At 68.0% G+C, this 16,742-nt stretch carries 15 protein-coding genes; 10 read left to right on the top strand and 5 right to left on the bottom strand.

Going from position 1 to position 16,742, the window contains the following annotated elements; all coding sequences use genetic code 11:
- Window positions 1-184 precede the first annotated feature (184 nt).
- Complete coding sequence (locus tag HARCEL1_RS00125) at window positions 185-2,800, bottom strand: DUF7289 family protein (RefSeq protein ID WP_159076935.1); 2,616 nt, start codon at window positions 2,798-2,800, stop codon at window positions 185-187.
- 283 nt (window positions 2,801-3,083) lie between these two features.
- Between HARCEL1_RS00125 and HARCEL1_RS00120 the strand changes: the two genes are divergently transcribed.
- A complete protein-coding gene (locus tag HARCEL1_RS00120) occupies window positions 3,084-3,755 on the top strand; it encodes a hypothetical protein (protein WP_159076934.1) in 672 nt (223 codons plus the stop codon).
- Between the two features lie 38 nt (window positions 3,756-3,793).
- Window positions 3,794-4,552, top strand: a complete 759-nt coding sequence (locus HARCEL1_RS00115; protein ID WP_108380603.1) for a PHP-associated domain-containing protein — start codon at window positions 3,794-3,796, stop codon at window positions 4,550-4,552.
- Window positions 4,553-4,681: 129 nt separating this feature from the next.
- Here HARCEL1_RS00115 and glnA read toward each other — a convergent pair whose 3' ends face one another.
- Window positions 4,682-6,052 carry a type I glutamate--ammonia ligase gene (gene glnA / locus HARCEL1_RS00110; protein ID WP_108380602.1) on the bottom strand — a complete coding sequence of 457 codons (1,371 nt, stop codon included), beginning with the start codon at window positions 6,050-6,052 and terminating at the stop codon, window positions 4,682-4,684.
- A 125-nt stretch (window positions 6,053-6,177) separates the two neighbouring features.
- Between glnA and lrp the strand changes: the two genes are divergently transcribed.
- The gene (gene lrp, locus HARCEL1_RS00105) at window positions 6,178-6,633 is read left to right on the top strand and encodes an HTH-type transcriptional regulator Lrp (protein ID WP_108380601.1); all 456 of its coding nucleotides are present in this window, start codon (window positions 6,178-6,180) and stop codon (window positions 6,631-6,633) included.
- A gap of 16 nt (window positions 6,634-6,649) precedes the next feature.
- Here the strand turns inward: lrp and HARCEL1_RS13575 are convergent, their stop codons facing one another.
- Window positions 6,650-6,820, bottom strand: coding sequence for an HVO_0758 family zinc finger protein (locus HARCEL1_RS13575; protein ID WP_174182907.1), 171 nt, complete (start codon window positions 6,818-6,820; stop codon window positions 6,650-6,652).
- A gap of 134 nt (window positions 6,821-6,954) precedes the next feature.
- On the opposite strand from HARCEL1_RS13575, the gene HARCEL1_RS00100 reads away from it, so the two are divergent.
- Window positions 6,955-8,169 carry a potassium channel family protein gene (locus HARCEL1_RS00100; protein ID WP_108380600.1) on the top strand — a complete coding sequence of 405 codons (1,215 nt, stop codon included), beginning with the start codon at window positions 6,955-6,957 and terminating at the stop codon, window positions 8,167-8,169.
- On the opposite strand, the gene HARCEL1_RS13215 is transcribed toward HARCEL1_RS00100, so the two are convergent.
- Window positions 8,157-8,330, bottom strand: coding sequence for a hypothetical protein (locus tag HARCEL1_RS13215; protein WP_159076933.1), 174 nt, complete (start codon window positions 8,328-8,330; stop codon window positions 8,157-8,159). The genes HARCEL1_RS00100 and HARCEL1_RS13215 overlap by 13 nt on opposite strands.
- A gap of 402 nt (window positions 8,331-8,732) precedes the next feature.
- Between HARCEL1_RS13215 and HARCEL1_RS00095 the strand changes: the two genes are divergently transcribed.
- The 6 genes from HARCEL1_RS00095 (at window position 8,733) to HARCEL1_RS00070 (ending at window position 15,355) form a co-directional block, all read left to right on the top strand.
- Window positions 8,733-9,047 (top strand): transcription factor S, encoded by a 315-nt coding sequence (locus tag HARCEL1_RS00095; protein ID WP_108380599.1) that lies wholly within the window; start codon window positions 8,733-8,735, stop codon window positions 9,045-9,047.
- Window positions 9,048-9,142: 95 nt separating this feature from the next.
- Complete coding sequence (locus HARCEL1_RS00090; RefSeq protein WP_108384017.1) at window positions 9,143-10,306, top strand: MFS transporter; 1,164 nt, start codon at window positions 9,143-9,145, stop codon at window positions 10,304-10,306.
- A 60-nt stretch (window positions 10,307-10,366) separates the two neighbouring features.
- Window positions 10,367-10,726, top strand: coding sequence for a hypothetical protein (locus tag HARCEL1_RS00085; RefSeq protein WP_159076932.1), 360 nt, complete (start codon window positions 10,367-10,369; stop codon window positions 10,724-10,726).
- A 131-nt stretch (window positions 10,727-10,857) separates the two neighbouring features.
- A complete protein-coding gene (gene alaS / locus HARCEL1_RS00080) occupies window positions 10,858-13,662 on the top strand; it encodes an alanine--tRNA ligase (RefSeq protein ID WP_108380597.1) in 2,805 nt (934 codons plus the stop codon).
- Between the two features lie 139 nt (window positions 13,663-13,801).
- Entirely contained in the window at window positions 13,802-14,578 is a 777-nt protein-coding gene (locus HARCEL1_RS00075) for an alpha/beta fold hydrolase (RefSeq protein ID WP_108380596.1), read from the top strand.
- A gap of 45 nt (window positions 14,579-14,623) precedes the next feature.
- Window positions 14,624-15,355, top strand: a complete 732-nt coding sequence (locus HARCEL1_RS00070) for a type 1 glutamine amidotransferase (RefSeq protein ID WP_108380595.1) — start codon at window positions 14,624-14,626, stop codon at window positions 15,353-15,355.
- On the opposite strand, the gene HARCEL1_RS00065 is transcribed toward HARCEL1_RS00070, so the two are convergent.
- Window positions 15,352-16,725, bottom strand: coding sequence for a geranylgeranyl reductase family protein (locus HARCEL1_RS00065; RefSeq protein WP_108380594.1), 1,374 nt, complete (start codon window positions 16,723-16,725; stop codon window positions 15,352-15,354). The genes HARCEL1_RS00070 and HARCEL1_RS00065 overlap by 4 nt on opposite strands.
- Between the last annotated feature and the right edge of the window lie 17 nt (window positions 16,726-16,742).

Below are 16,742 nucleotides of genomic sequence, written 5' to 3'. Positions count from 1 at the left end.
GGAGAAACGCCGCTAGATCGGCAATATAGTTGAATTAAGCCATCTTCGTGTCTGATCGAGGAGGGGGTATGGACGGTATACCGCGATGTATTCTAGATTTTGGTTCTAATAACGCTGCGAAAGGGGCCAGTCAACCGACTGTCCCCGCGTGGTCGATCGCCCGGACCCACTGGATCCGTCCGTCTCATCCGGCCCCGACCGTCACGGACCGATCTTCGGTCTGAACGTAGACGACGTGTGCCAGACCGGGGCCAGAGTCGTCGTCCTCATCGTCGGCGGGTGGGTCTCTCGTCAGCGACTCGTCGTACGAGATCACCGCGTGGTTCGTGACGCCGTCGACCGATCCGACCAGCGCGCCGTTGACCTCGGAGTGAGAGTCGACCCGGTAGGAGACACCCGGCCCGTCGGAGTCGTAGCCGTAGAACACGCCCGTGAACGTCGAAGGGTACTGCTCGGAGGACCCCGACCCGACGGTGAACCCTGGGCCCAACGCGGACGGATCGGGTTTCTGGTAGAGCCAGAACTGGTCGGCACTGCCGGTCTCGGTGGTGAGCGTCCCGCCCATCTGGATGGTCGCCGGACGGCCGGTCTGGTAGATCGAGACGCGGCCGTCGCCGGCGACGTGGACCTCACCGGCATCTGCCATCGATCCACCCCAGTCCAGCACGTCGAACGACCCGGTCAGGAAGACGTTGATGTCGCCCTCGGAGGTGTCGAATGTCAGTTCGGTGTCGGGCCCGACGCTGATCTGACTCATCGAGTAGTTACCGGCCCCGAGCGTACACGAGGGGTCACAGGTCCCCCAGGCAGGCATCTTCCCGCCGTCGGAGATCAGCGGCGAGCTGTCGGGATCGTCCTGCAGATGACGGTGGTCTTCGACGATGTCGGCGGCGGCAGGCCGGTCGTCGTTCATGATCGGGGCGAGCGGCGTCGCGGGGGCCGACGGCTCGGGGATCGTCGGCTGTTCACTCGGCGGGGACTGTTCCTCGACACAGCCGGTGATCCGGCCGGAATCGCCCGTCGGCTGATCCGTCGGATCGCTCGGGCCGCCGCGGTCCGAGCACGTGTACTCGGCGGCAGTGTTCTCGACGACGACCCGATCCGCCGACGGCACGACGACGTGGCCGTCGAGTTTCGAGGTGTTTCCCTGCAGGACGACCGCGTCGCCGCCGTCGCCGTTGCTCGCGTACGTCGCGGCCTGCAGGAGGCCGTCCTCCTCGACGATCACGTCGTCGCCGGCGATCGCCATCCGCTCGTTCACGCCGGGCGTGTTGTCCGCGGGGCGCAGGGAGGTGCCGTCTTCGACGCGAATGTCGCCGCCGGCCACGACGCGCTCGGGCGTGACCGCCGACGCGGTGTACCCATCACGGTGGCGGACGATCACGTCGCCGTCGGCCTCGATCGTCCCCTCGACCGTCGCGCTGTGGAAGACGATCACGTCACCGCCGGCGACGATGTCGCCCTCGACGTGCCCTTTCACCACCCTGACCGTCTCACCGGCGACGATGTCGCCGTGGACGGTCGTGCTGTCGTGCTGGAGTCGGACCGAATCGCCCGCCGTGAGCGTGCCACCGACGATCGTCTCGCTGCCCAGATCGGCGTCGGTCCCGACATCGAAATCGCCGTCGACCTGGAGGTGGCGAAGCCCGTCCGGTTCGTAGCCCGCGAACCCGCCGACGCGCAAATCCGAGTGCAGGGAAATGTGCTCTGCGCCGTCAGAAGCGTCACTCCCGAGGTTTCCACCGACTGAAACCGGGCCGCGGTAGCTGTTGTTGTTCGTGAAGTTCGCATCGCCCGCGACCCGGGTCTCGCCCGCGACGGAGAAGTGCAGGTCGCTCCGGAGGTCGTTGTCCACGTGCAGCGGCCCGTTGATCCTCGTCCACTGCGTGGAGTTCATCGCGTCTGAGACCCGGACCGTCCCGAGCGGACCGCCACTCACCCCGGCGGGGTTGTAGCTGTTCACCGTCGCGTTGTTCGAGAAGTGGCCACCGGTGGTCGAGACCACGGCCCCGTCGACACGGGCGGCGTTCGTCGCCGCGGGGGCGCTCTCGGGCCCGAGCAGCCGGATCGTCACTGCGTTTGCGGTGTGATCGTACGAGACAGAGGCGCTGGGCAGCTGGTCTTCGAACACCTGCCCCCAGCCGCGATAGAACTCGCTCTCGACGGTGATGTTCACCGACGAATCCGGGGGGAGCGGCACCATCGACGCCGGGATCAGCGACGTGGCCGACCCCGACGACGCGACGGTCAGCGAGTCACCGACGCCCGAGTCACCCGCGATCCGGAGGATCGGTATCGTCAGCGTGGGCGCGGTCCGATTGCGGTACTCGACCGGCGGGGCCGAGACGACGCTCACGCTGTCGCTCCCGGTCTCGGACTGCCAGACGCCGCCACCCTGGTAGGCGACGATTGCACCGTCGCGATCGTACCGCACCGCCCCGAGTGTCCGCTCGGTCTGGGAGTTCCCGCTCGACGATCTGACGTCCACCCGAACGGTGCCGGCCTCCGGGTCGACGGTACGGCCCTCCGCCGACAGTGCGACCTGCGCGCTTCGGCCGGGGTCACCCGCGACCGACGCACTCCTGTCGGCCAGTTCCTGCAACGACAGCCTGACCTGCTGGGTCTCGGCCTCATCACGGGACAGCTCCATAGCGTTGGTCCCCAGCCCCGCCACCACCATCACGGCCACCAGCACGAACGCGAAGATCATCACCGTCCCCATGACGGGCGAAAGTGCTCGACGCGCCGACTCACGGCGGGAAGCGCTGTCGTCGGCTCCAGCGTCGAGGAGGGAGTGCATTCGTACCATCGTGTTCTACGGGAATGACCCGAAAGCGTTTGTCGGGCTCTTTCAGGATTTGAATTACCGATAGCGATAACGTGTTGGCCCCGCCTATCACGGCCTGAAACGCCAGCGCCGCTATTATCCGAGCTAGAACCGTTGTAACCGCCTGACAGCGATGGGGATCGAGCAGCGTTCCCACCCGATAGAAATATCTATCGTGAAAATGGGGGAAGGGGCATGGAGCGGTCGGTCGGTCGTAATCGGCAGTTACAACACGGACCCCGTCGTTCGATCGCCCGTGAACGGAGGTCGTCAGTCCCACAGTGGGCCGTCCGCCATCGGTCGATCGCCCCCGTGGCCGATCAGAACCGACGGCGGGGACCCCGAGGACGACCCACCGCCGGAGAACGGCGACCGCGACCCCACCTCGGACGGCGACGGGCCCGACGACGAACCGGCCGGAGACCGCCCCGGCGAGGAGTCAGACGCCGACGGATCGACCGGAACGGGATCGCCCGACGACGGGCCGAACGACCACTCGGAACAGCCGGACACGCCTCCAGGGTCCGACCGAGCCGACGAGCCCGTCGATCGGCAGTCGGTGATCCGCGATCAGCGCGAGGAGATTCACCGCCTGCGCGAACAGCTCCGGGACCTCGAAGATCGGGTCGACCGCAAGAGCGTCGACCGAGAGGATCTGGAGGGGCGCCTGGAGCGATACGTCCGCTGGCGCCAGCGCCGCGGGTACGCCCGCAACTGGGGGCCGTATCTGGTGCTGCTCTACGGCATGATCCTGACGCTCGCCGCGTTTCAGACGCCACATCTGTACAACGGCTGGACGATCCTCGCGATGATCGTCGTCTGGCTGTCGACCCTCGGCCTGTACGCGCTCATGTTGATCGTCGGGTGGGGCCTGACGACGACCGCGTGGCTCGGGGCCGCCCGCAGCGCCATCGAACGGACTCGCTAATCGAAACGCCTTCCATCGCGCTCACACTGGTTCAGACGATGACCGGCGACCGCACGCGCGTCGACCCTCACGTGAAGGTGCTCGACGAACAGGTCGTCTCCCACGCGATCGACGCCGGCCTCGACGTGCTGGTCTATGCCCCGCATTTCACGCACATCGACGACGCCCGCGAGCGGGCCGCCCGGTTTTCGACCGACGAACTACTCGTCGTGCCCGGCCGCGAGTACTTCACGGGCCACTGGTCGAATCGGACGCACGTCCTCGCCGTCGACCCCGAGGAGCCGTTGCCCGATTTCCTCCCGCTCCATTCGACGATGACCGAACTCCGGGATCGCAATGCGACCGTGATCGCCCCCCATCCCGAGTTCCTGACGGTTAGCCTCTCGGGGGCCGAAATCGCCGCCTACGACGACGTCATCGACGCCGTCGAGGTGCGGAATCCGAAGCTCTGGCCCTGGGATCGCCGCCGGGCCCGGGCGATCGCCGCCGACGTGGACCTGCCGACGGTCGCGAGTTCGTACGCCCACCTTCCCGGGACGATCGGGGCCGCCTGGGTCGAATTCGAGCGATCGATCGACTCCGCAGCGGAGTTGCGCGCCGCGATCGAGGAGGGCCCGTCGTCGATCGGCCACCGGACGGGCGCGCGAGCCTGGGGCCGTCGACGGCTGGAGTTCGCCCATCTGGGCTGGGAGAACAGCGTGAAAAAGGCCGATCGCATTCTCCTGGGGGGCCGCGAGGACACCCACCCCGAGAACGATCGCTACGACGACCACTACCGGAAGTTGAGCGTCTACTGATCGACCCTGGGGCTGGACGGCGCGAGAAACCAGATCGACGCTCGAAAAGGGCCGCGACGATCAGGACGGCGGCCACCGTGCGGCCGGTGGGGGGCGGGTCGAAGCCGTCGAAGACGCTCTCGAAGCGGGTTAGAACGTTTCGAGGTAGCGGTCGAGTTCCCACTGGGAGACGTCGACCAGGTACTCTTTGTGTTCCTGGCGTTTCGCTTCGAGGAACTTCTCGCCGGTGTGGGGACCCAGCGCGTCGAGGACGACGTCGTCGTCTTCCAGCGCGTCGAGTGCCTGGCCGAGGTTCTCGGGGAGCGTGTCGATGCCGTACTCCTCGCGCTTCTGTTCGTCGAACTCGTAGATGTTCTCCCGGACGGGATCGGGGCTGTCGAGGCCCTTCTCGACGCCCTCCAGACCGGCGTGCAAGAGGGCCGCGAAGGCGAGATACGGGTTACACGACGGGTCGGGGAACCGCGCTTCGATCCGACTCGCGGCGGGCACGCGCGCGGCGGGCTTGCGGATCAGCGCCGAGCGGTTGCGGTCCGACCAGGCGACGTAGACGGGCGCCTCGTAGCCGGGGACCAGGCGCTTGTAGCTGTTGACGGTCGGGTTCGTGATGGCCGTGATCGCCGGGGCGTGCTCCAGAACGCCCGCGAGGAACTGCTTGGCCGTCTCCGAGAGGTCGAACTCGTCGTCGCCGTCGTGGAACGCGTTCTCGCCGCCCTCGGTGAACAGCGAGATGTGGGTGTGCATGCCCGACCCGTTGATCTTCGGGATGGGCTTGGGCATGAACGTCGCGTGCAGGTCGTGTTCGGCCGCGATCGCACGGACGACCGACCGGAAGGTCGCGACGTTGTCGGCCGTCGACAGCGCGTCGTCGTACGTGAAGTTGATCTCGTGTTGGCCCTCTGCGACCTCGTGGTGGGAGGCCTCGATGTCGAAGCCCATGTCTTCGAGGCCAAAGATGATGTCACGACGCACGTCGCTCGCGAGGTCTTTCGGCGCGAGATCGAAGTACCCGCCGACGTCGTTGGTCGTCGTCGTCGCGCGGCCGTCCTCGTCTTCCTCGAACAGGAAGAACTCGGGTTCGGGCGCGACGTTGACCTCGTAGCCCAGATCGTTGGCGCGGTCGATGGCGTCTTTCAGAATGCCGCGCGGGTCGCCCTCGAACGGTTCGCCGGTCGAGGTGTTGATCACGTCACAGATGAGGCGAGCGGCGGCGCTCTCGTCGCTGTTCCGCCAGGGGAGGACTGCGAACGTCGAGGGGTCCGGATCGAGGCGCATGTCCGATTCCTGGATGCGCACGAACCCGTCGATCGAGGACCCGTCGAAATAGATGCCCTCGGTGAAGGCCTTCTCGGCCTGATCGGCCGTGATGGAGACGTTCTTGACTGTCCCGAGAATGTCAGTGAACTGGAGTCGGAGGAAATCGACGTTCTTCGCGTCGATTTCGTCCAGCACGTCCTGTGCCTCCGCCGACAGGCCGCCGTCTGTAGCGTTTGAGTTTGTCATATTCTTCGACAGCCAAAGCGTGGAACTGGGGTACAAAAACCTTGCCGCTATACGCAATTGTACCGATCGGGGTCGGAATTGGATATTCGTAAAGCACTAATTTGAGGGACCCAAACCGATCCGCAATGACGTACGAACATCTGGACGAAAAACTGATCAACGCCCTGCTCGGTGACGGGCGGGCCTCCCTCCGAAGCCTGGCCGAAGACCTCGACGTGTCGGTGACGACGGTCTCGAATCACCTCTCGGAACTCGAAGACCGCGGCGTCGTCCGCCGATACACCCCGAAACTCGACTACGACGAACTGGGGTACGACGTGACCGCAATCTTGCAGTTGAAAACCGAGGGGTCGGCCATCCCCGAGGTGACCGAGACGCTCTCGGATCTCGAACAGGTCATCAGCGTCTACGAGGTGACCGGCGACTACGACGTGATCGCGATCGGGAAGTTCGAAGACACCGACGACATGAACGAGCAGATCAAGGGGCTGTTGACCGACCCCGCCATCGTGGAGTCGAATACCAGTGTGGTGCTCAACCCCGTCAAAGAACACGATCAGTTCGAACTCGACGTGGAGTGAGTGCCGCCCGCCCCCGCTAGCCGACTTTCTTCCACTTCCGGCCACACTCGGGACAGACCCGGACGGCACCGACCTCGTCGGGGTCGTTCTCGGTCGCGAGTTGTTCCTCACAGGCCGTACAGGTCAGGCGCTCGTAGGTGTCTTTCTCGATTTCGCCGGCCCGCAGGCCCTTCCGGACGGATTTCATATGTGGGCCTACGCCCGGGACACTCAAAAAGCCACCCGCCGTGTCCGACGCCCGTCGGACGGTCGCCCGCGTCGCGACCTGCGCCCCGGGGCGCTCTGCCGAACGCTTTTGAGGCGGGCCAGCGAACCCCGGTCATGGCCGACGAGGGCGTCGCCTACGAACCGATCAGCGTCCGGGAGGTGCTCACGGAGCTCAAAGACACCGCGGAGCTACTGATCGATCTGTCCTACTCGGCAGTCTTGCTGGACAGCGAGGCGATCGCAGGCGTCGTCCTCGATCTGGAAGACGAACTCGACGTGCTCGGGATGCAAGCCCGGATGAGCCTGCTCGTCGCGGCGCGCAACCCCGAGGACGCCCGGCAACTCGCGCCCGTGCTCGGCGTCGTCGGCGCGACCGAGACCATCGCGAACGCCGCGGGCGACATCGCGAGCGTCGTCCTCGAAGAGGTGGGCCTCCCGCCGGGCATGCGCGGATCACTCCCCGAGGCCGTCGAGTCGATCGTCCGCGCCGAGATCGCGCCCGGGGCCGCGCTCGTCGGGCCGACACTCGGTGAGCGCAACCTCGAAACAGACGCGGGCGTTCGCGTGATTGCGCTCGAACGCGACGGCTCCTGGCATCTCGACCCCGGTGCCGAGACCCGACTGCGGCCGGGCGACGCCGTCCTCTTCCGCGGGCCCGAAGACGGACTCGACGCGGTCTACCCCGAGGCGACCGGCGAGGCCTACGCCCCGCCCGTCGTCGACGACCAGACGACCGAGGACCTCCAGCGGGCGATGGACACGCTCGTCCTCATGAAAAACGTCAGCGAACTCGCCGTCGACCTGGCGTACGGCGCCGTCCTCTTCGACGACGAGGAAGTCGCCCGCGAGGTGCTCGAACTCGAAGCCGAGGTGGACGCGCTACAGTCCCGCCTGGTGGCCTGGACGCTCCGGGCCGCCGCCCGGGTCGAGAATCCGATCGAACTCCGGGGGTTGGTCCAGATCGCCAATTCGAGCGAGGCGATCAGCGACGCCGCCCTCCAGATCAGCGAGGGCGTCCTGCGTGGGATCGACGCCCACCCGGTCGTCGCCGCCGCGGTCGAGGATTCCGACGAGGTGATCGCGCGCGTCGTCGTCGGCCCCGACAGCGCACTCGACGGGACGACACTCGGAGACCGCGAGGTGAAAACCGAGACCGGCATGCGCGTCATCGCGGTCCGGACGGCCGGCGCTCGGGGGACCGACGACGAACCGGACTGGGTCGTCTCACCGGACGCGGACACGCCGCTTGTCGCCGGCGACGTCCTCCTCGCGAAAGGAACGCGATCGGGCGCCGATCGACTCCGCGACCTCGCCGGTCAGACCGACTGAGCCCCGCGATCCGAGAGCGCGACGAGGAGGATCCCCACCGTCAGCGCCGCGGTCCCGACCGCGAGTGTGACCGGGCCCACGGCCTCGACGGCCCGGGCGACCGATCCCACCGCCCCCAGCGTGATCAGGAGCGTTCCCACGGCGAGAGAGTCCACCTGCATGACCCGCAGTACGCTCTCCAGCCGTATTATTCGTGGGATTCGAGGGCGAAATATTCCCGGCGGTCCGACCGTTGGGGCCCCACCGCGCTCGTTCGCGGTCGGAGTCCGGCGTCGGAGCGGTCGACTCGGCCCGCCCGGCGGTGTTCAGATAAGCACCGTCCAAAGGGCTTGTTTCACGCCGCAAATAGGCCAAATCCTGGTGGATCGAAAGGGCGAGCCAGTTCCGGGAACCCCGACGAAGTAAGCACTGCAGGGCGCATGGCGCCCGAAGCGCGCAGCGAGTCGCGGGACCGGAACTGGCGAGGGCTTTCAGAGAAGATCCAGCAAATTCGAACCCTTATCTGAACACTACCGCCCGCCCGACCCAGAGACTTAAGTTTCGGGATCGACTCACCCGCGGACATGCAGTTCTGTGACGATTGCGGGTCGATGATGAAATCCGAGGACGGTGTCTGGGTCTGTTCGAGTTGCGGGGCCGAACAGGCCCGGGGTGACGACGAGGGGATGGTCACGACTACCGACCAGGAGGACAGCGAGATCGTCGACACCAGCGAGATCGACGAGGAAGTCGGCCCGACGACCGACGCTCAGTGTCCCGAGTGTGACAACGATCGCGCGCGCTGGGAGTTGAAACAGATCCGTGCGGCCGACGAGAGCGAGACGCGATTTTTCACCTGCACCGAGTGTGGGCACAAGTGGCGCGAGGACGACCACTGATCGCGAGCGGCGAAGGTCGATCGGACGGTGACGCGGGCGGTGGGTATACGGGCGCGGGCCCCCAGCGATCGGGTGTGGCCACAGCGTATCGATCGGTGATCCCCGGTGAGCGGGCCCGGTTGGCGCTCGTCGTCTGGAGCGTCCTCGTCTCGCAGGTGTTTCTGTATCCCGGCCTCGCGGAGACCGTCACGGCGCTCGGTGGCAGCGGCGTCCTCGACGGGATGTGGTTTCTGGTCGCGGAGTTCGGCGCGTTCGTCACCTTTGCCGTCGCGTGGGGCGTCGCGAGCGACGCGCTCGGGCGGCGCACCCCCTTGGTCGTCGCCGGCGCGCTCGGCGGCGCGGCGACCTACGGACTCGTCGCGGCCGCGCCCACGCTCGGCCTCCCGTTCGGGGCCGTCCTCGCGATCCGCGTCCTCGGCGGCGCGGCGACGATCGGCGCCTTTTCGCTGGCGATCACGCAACTCATGGACCTCGCGGGCGGCCACGGCACGAACATGGGCGCGGCGGGGACGGCGATCGGCCTGGGCGCGGCGCTCGGCGCGGTCGTCGGCGGCCGCCTCGCGACCGTCGACCCCCTCGCGCCGCTGGTCGGCGGGGCCGCCCTCCTCACCGCCGCCGGCGTACTCGCCGCGACGGTCCCCGATCGGAGCGCGGGCGGGCTTCCTGCCGGAGACGTCCTCGCGGGCGTCCGCACGCGTCCGCAACTGCTCGCGCCGTACGCCTTCGGCTTCGTCGACCGCCTGACGGCGGGCTTTTTCGCGCTCACCGGCGTCGCCTACCTCCGGGACACCTTCGAGGTCGACGCCGGCACCGCTGGCCTCGCGCTCGCGGCGTTTTTCGTCCCCTTCGCCGTCTTCCAGTACCCCGTCGGAGCACTCTCCGATCGGATCGGCCGGTATCGCCCGGTCGTCGGCGGATCGCTCCTCTATGGGGTCGCGATCGTGGGCGTGTTGCTCGCCCCCACGTTCCCGATCGCCGTGCTCGCGCTCGTGCTCGTCGGCGGGTGTGGCGCGCTCGTCGCGCCGACGACGATGGCGCTCGTCACCGACGTCGTGCCCGCGAGCGAGCGCGGCGCGGCGATGGGCGGGTTCAACGTCTTCGGCAGTCTGGGCATGCTCGCGGGCTTTCTGATCGGTGGGGTCGTCACCGCCGCAGCGGGTTACGTCCCGGCCTTCCTCGTCGCGGGCGGCCTGGAAGTCCTGATCGCGCTGGTCGCCGCGCGAGCGGTGCGATCGATCACGGCGAGCGGCGCGGACTGACGGGCCCTCGACCGCGAGCGAACCAGAATACAGTTGTTCGACACGATCGAGACCGGCCATATGAGCGAGCGAGCGGCCACCGACGAGCGTCGACCGTCCTCACCGCCGCGTATCGCGGGGCCGACGGCGCTGGTCGCCCTGATCACGACGGTGCTCTCCGTGGCCCCGGGTGGGCCGGTCGTCGGCGGCCTCGTCGGTGGCTGGCGCTCGGGATCGTACGGCTATGCGGTCGGAATCGGAGTTCTCGGGGGCGGAATCGCCACGGTCCTGGCCTGGATCGCCATGATCGTCGTCTTCCAGGGGCCGATCGCGGCCGTTCCGCCCGAGATGCTCCTGACGATCGCGATCTACGTGCTCGGTCAGGTCCTCGTCGGGTCGGTCGTCGGGGTAACACTCGACCGGTGGCTCGATCGGGAGTGATGGGTGGGCCGGCCGCCGCCGGCTGACCGCCCAGATCGGCCCAGCGGGCCGGAGAGACGCTGTTGGACGCCTGCGCACCGTCGATCCCCCCTTCGGAACTGTTTTGGTCGATCCTCGGCCACGTCATGGCAATGAGTGACCTCGAAGAAGAGTATCGACTGTCGTACTTCGAGGATCGGGGGTTCGTCCGGCGGGAGTGTACGGAGTGTGGGGCCCACTTCTGGACGCTCGACGACGACCGCGAGACCTGTGGGGAGCCGCCGTGTGACGCCTACAGCTTCATCGACGACCCCGGATTCGACGAATCGTTCGAACTGAACGAGATGCGCGAGCGCTTCCTCGCCTTTTTCGAAGAGCGCGATCACGATCGCATCGACCCGTATCCCGTCGCGGCGAATCGCTGGCGCGACGACGTCCTGCTCACCCAGGCGTCGATCTACGACTTCCAGCCGCTGGTCACGTCGGGTGAGACGCCGCCGCCGGCGAACCCGCTGACGATCTCCCAGCCCTGCATTCGGATGCAGGACATCGACAACGTCGGCGTGACGGGCCGGCACACGATGGCCTTCGAGATGATGGCCCACCACGCGTTCAACGCTCGCGAGGAGGTCGGCGAGCAGTACGCCTATTCGGGCGAAGTCTACTGGAAAGAGGACACCGTCCGGTACTGCGTGGAGTTGCTGGAGGAGTTGGGCGCAGACATGGACGAGGTCACGCTCATCGAGGACCCCTGGGTCGGCGGGGGCAACGCCGGGCCCGCCTTCGAGGTGATCTACCAGGGCGCGGAGCTGGCGACGCTCGTCTTCATGCAGTTCGAGCAAGACCCCGACGGCGATGTCGAGATGAAAGACGGGAACTCCTACAGCCCGATGGACACCTACGTCGTCGACACGGGCTACGGGCTCGAACGGTGGACCTGGATGAGCCAGGGCACACCGACCGTCTACGAAGCGATCTACCCCGACGCCATCGCGACGATTCGCGACGCGGCGGCGATCGAGATGAGCGACGACGAGGAACGGATCGTCCACCGGGCGGCGGCGCTCGCGGGCGAGATGGACATCGACGAGGCCGAAGACATCGAAGCGGCGCGGGCGGACATCGCCGCGGAGATCGGCGTCGACGTCGAGCGTCTGCGTGACCTGCTCGAACCCCTGGAGGCGGCGTACGCCATCGCCGACCACTGCCGGACGCTCGCCTACATGTTCGGTGACGGAATCGTCCCCTCGAACGTCGGGACGGGCTATCTCGCGCGGATGGTGCTCCGGCGCACCGTCCGCCTGGCCGACGAGATCGACCTCGCGGCGGATCTGGACGATCTCGTGGCTCAGCAGGCCCGCCGCCTGGGCTACAGCGATCGCGAGACCATCCGTGAGATGGTGACCAGCGAGGTCGGGAAGTATCGCGAGACACTCGACCGTGGCGGCCGACGGGTGCGCCAGATTGCCGAGGAGTACGCCGACCGCGACGAGCCGATCCCCGCCGGCGAACTGATCGAGTTGTACGACAGCCACGGCATCCAGCCCGACACCGTCGAGGCGATCGCCGCCGAGCTGGATGTCGCCGTCGACGTGCCCGAGGACTTCTACGCGCGCGTCGCGGATCGGCACGAACAGGCCACCGCCGACCGCCAGGAGTCGGGCCTGCCGTACGCCGACCGACTCGGGGAACTGCCCGACACCGATCGGCTGTACTACGAGGACCAGCAGCGCCTGGAGTTCGAGGCGGTCGTCCTGGAAGTCTTCGAACACGAGGACGACGCAGACGAAGATCGGTTCGACGTCGTCCTCGATCAGACCCGGTTTTACCCCGAGGGCGGTGGCCAGCCCGCCGATCACGGCACGCTCGCGACCGACGACCGGACCGTCTCGGTCACCGACGTCCAGATCCAGGACGGCGTCGTCGTGCACACCTGCGACGCCGACCCCGGGACGGGTGAGTTCGTCCGCGGGCAGGTCGAACGCGACCGCCGCGAGGCGCTGATGGCCCATCACACCGCGACCCACGCGATCATCCACGCCGCGCGTGACGTGCTGGGCGAACACGTCCGCCAGGCCGGCGCCCAGAAAGGCGTCGAATCCTCGCGGATCGACCTGCGGCACTACGAGGCCGTCGACGCCGACGATCGGCGCGCGATCGAACACCGCGCCAACGAGATCGTCCGGGAGAACGCGATCGTCGAGATCAACTGGGTCGACCGCCACGCCGCCGAGGACGAACACGGGTTCGACCTCTACCAGGGCGGGATCCCCGCGGGCGAGGAGATCCGGACCGTCCAGGTCTGTGAGGACGTCCAGGCGTGTGGCGGCACGCACGTCGCCCGCACCGGCGACGTCGGCGCGATCGTCATCCGGTCGACCGAGCGCGTCCAGGACGGCGTCGTCCGGGTGACGTTCTCGGCCGGCCGGGCGGCGATCGACGCGCACCAGGACGCAGATCGGGCGCTGCGGGACGCCGCCGACACGTTCGACGTCGCCCCCGAGAGCGTTCCCGAGACGGCCGAACGGTTCTTCGAGGAGTGGAAACAGCGCGGCAAGGAGATCGACCGCCTGAAAGAAGACCTCGCGACCGCACGAGCGAGCGGCGGATCGGAGGGCGATATCGTCGAGGTCGGTGACGAACGCGCGGTCGTCCGGCGGATGGACGCCGACATGGACGCACTCCGCGCGACGGCGAACGCCATCGTCGACGACGGCGACGTGGCGGTGGTGGGCTCCGGGGCCGACGGCGCACAGTTCGTCGTCGCGCGGCCCGAGGGGAGTGCGATCGACGCGGGCAGCGTCGTCGGCGCGCTGGCCGACCGCGTCGGCGGCGGTGGCGGTGGCCCGCCCGCGTTCGCACAGGGCGGCGGCCCCGACGCCGACGCGCTGGACGACGCGCTGGATTCGGTGCCCGACATTCTCGACGAGCAGATCGCTGCCCAGTCACCGGACTGACCACCCAGCGTCTCGCTCGACAGGATTCGATCGCCTGCCAGCGACGGCTGTCGGCAGGCGACGGACCGCGAGTGGAATTTGACACCACGACTCACGATTCGACCATAACGCGCTTGAGACTGTCTCTCCTAATTCGACTGTGCCGACGACGACACGCGACGGACGCACGATCCGCTTCGCCACCGCGGGAGCGGGGCCGACGGTCGCGTTCGTCGGTGATGCGGGGCTGGGTGCGTGGCTCTGGAGTGCGGTCCAGGGGAAACTGACCGGGCCCTACCAGACCGTCGTCTGGGACGGGCCGGGCGTCGGAGAGAGCGACGTGGGCCCGATCTCGATCGCGACGTTGCGAAAGGACCTCGCGACCGTGCTGCGCGAGAGCGGGGCCGAGCAGGCCCACCTGATCGGCGCTGGCCTCGGCGGTGTCGTCGCCCTGGAGGCCGCCCGGCGAGAGGATCGCGTCCAGTCGGTGATCGCGCTCGGGACGGCACTCGATCCGAACCTCGACGACCTCTGGGCCCCGCCGGACGACCCCGAGGCGCTCGCGGCGGCGACGCGGGCGCACCTCGGGACCGACCCACCCGCAGACTGGCTCGACCGCATCGTCGCGTGGCGGGCCGCGGACGACGCCGAGGAAGGGGCCGCCGACCAGTATCGCGAGGCCTGGGAGGCGGCGACACTCGCCGATCCCTACGAGATCACGACGCCGGCGCTGCTCGGCGGTGCGGTGGCCGATCGGGTCGCCCCCGCCGACGCCGTCGGCGATCTCGCGGCGGATCTGCCGCGTGGCGAGTACCGCGAATTCGCCGGTGGCCACCTGTTTCCGGTCGCCCGCGGGCGGGCGGTGGCTGACGTCGCGGTCGACTGGCTGACCGCACACAGCGATCGCGAGTCCGACCGTCGTTCGGGCGATTTCTGAGGTGGACTGCCAGACTTAAGGCCCTCGACCGCCTGAAAATTAGTCATGACCGCGCCGCGCATCGCCGTGCTCAACGCTGCCGACACCGGCACGCACACGAGTCGGAACTTCCGACGTGAACTGCCCGGTGAGATCCTGGAGTACCAGGTCACCGATCAGGAGTTGCCTGCGACCGACGGGATCGACGGCTGTGTCGTCACGGGATCGCGCGCCTCGGTGTACTGGGACGAGCCCTGGATCGACCCGCTGGCCGACTGGATCGCCGACGCCGTCGCGAGCGGCCTCCCGACGCTCGGCGTCTGTTTCGGCCACCAGATCGTCGCGGACGCTCTCGGCGGTCGGGTCGAACCGATCGGCGAGTACGAGATCGGCTACCGGACGGTCGAGCGTATCGAGGAGTCGGACCTGCTCGCGGGCCTCGACAGCGAGTTCCTGGTCTTTACGACCCACAGCGATCGCGTGACCGAACTCCCCCCTGGCGCACACCCGATCGCCGAAAACGACTACGGCAACCACGGGTTCGCGTGCGGGTCGGCCCGGACGGTGCAGTTCCACCCCGAGTACGACCCACGGACCGCCGCGCTCGTCACCCGACAGAAAGACGAGTTGCCAGCCGCAAAGCGCCAGGCCGCGCTCGACTCGATCACGCGATCGAACTACGAGCGCGCCCAGCGGGCGACCCGGATCTTCGAGAACTTCACCGACCGCGTGGTCGGCGGGCCCACGGCGGGGACGACCTGTGGCACCGTCGACGACGAGTGGTCGCCGGCGGACTAGTATTTCGGGTCCGCGCCGGTGACCTGATAGACGCGGTCGAGGATCCGATCGCGCTCGGTCTGCCAGGCCGCGAGGCCGTCCGGAGTTTCGGGATACGTCTCGTAGTGGTCGAGGAGGTCTTCCGCACAGCCTTTCGTCCGGTAGGCGTCGAGCACCGTCCGCCAGTGGCCGACGCTCTTGAGAGCCATCTTGGCTTTCAGCCCCCAGCCCAGGTCCGCCGACCCCGAGTAGAGTGCCTCCGAGACCGGTTCGACCGGCAGGCGCGCCAGCAGCGCCATCAGATCGTCGACGTCCGCACCGGTCGTGAAGATGTTGTACACGTCGAGGGCGGCGTAGCGCGCGCCGAAGTGATCCATCACCTGCCGATTGTATTCCCAGAGCGTCGACTCGTCGACTCGGCCCGTGTCGAGGGCCTCCAGGACCGACTCGGCGGCGTACGCCCCGCCGTAGGCGGCGCCCGCGATGCCGCCGCCCGTGGTCGGGTTGACGTGACCGGCGGCGTCACCGACGGCGACGAAGCCCGGCGCGACCGCCGAGTCGTAGGGTCGCCGGGTGGGCAGCGCCGCGCCGAGTTTGTCCTCGACGGTCGCCCCCTCGAACTCCGGTCGGGATCGCAGATCGCGTTTCAGCGCGTCGACGAGTTGCATCGGTTCTTCGGTCATCTGGAAGCCGACGCCGGCGTTGATCTCGGTCGGGGTGCGGGGGAAATACCACAGATAGCCCGCCGCGCGCTCGGTCGGCTTGAAGACCAGCGCGTCGGACCACTCGACCGGTTCGTCGACGGTGATGATCTCGCGATACGCCGAGCAGAACTGCGAGTATCGGACCGACGTGTCGAAACTCGTCTCGGTGAGGTCGGCCTCCTGCTGGAGGATCGACAGTGCGCCCGCGGCGTCGACGACGACCTCGGCCTCGTAGGTGACTGGCTCGCCCGAACTGATCGCCCGGACGCCCGTGACGCGCGATCCGTCCTGGACGACGTCCTGGACGACGGTGTCGTAGTGGAACGCCACGCCGGCGTTCTCGGCGGCCTCGATCAGTCGTCGGCCGTACGCGAACCGGTCGAGCACGCCGAGTTCGCCCGGGACGGGGATGTCGAGGACGGTGTCCTCGGTCGGGATCTCGAAGCGCCCGTGGTCGACGGTCTGGTTGGTGATCGCTCCTTCGAGGTCGGATTTCGGGATCGCGTCGGGCAGTTCGGCCGCGCCCTTGATCGCGTCGCCACAGGCGATGTGGCCCGCCTCCTCGGCGGACTTGCGATCGAGGACGACCACGTCGACGCCCTCGCGGGCGAGTGTCGCCGCGGCGTAACAGCCGGCGGTGCCGGCCCCCACGACGACGACCTCACGTGCCGTCGATCGGTCACTCATTATCGTTCGTGTGAGGG

Origin of the sequence: Halococcoides cellulosivorans (assembly GCF_003058365.1) — an archaeon.
GTDB lineage: Archaea > Halobacteriota > Halobacteria > Halobacteriales > Haloarculaceae > Halococcoides > Halococcoides cellulosivorans.
Note: the sequence above shows the minus strand (reverse complement) of the source record. Positions and strands in the feature narration are given on the sequence as shown.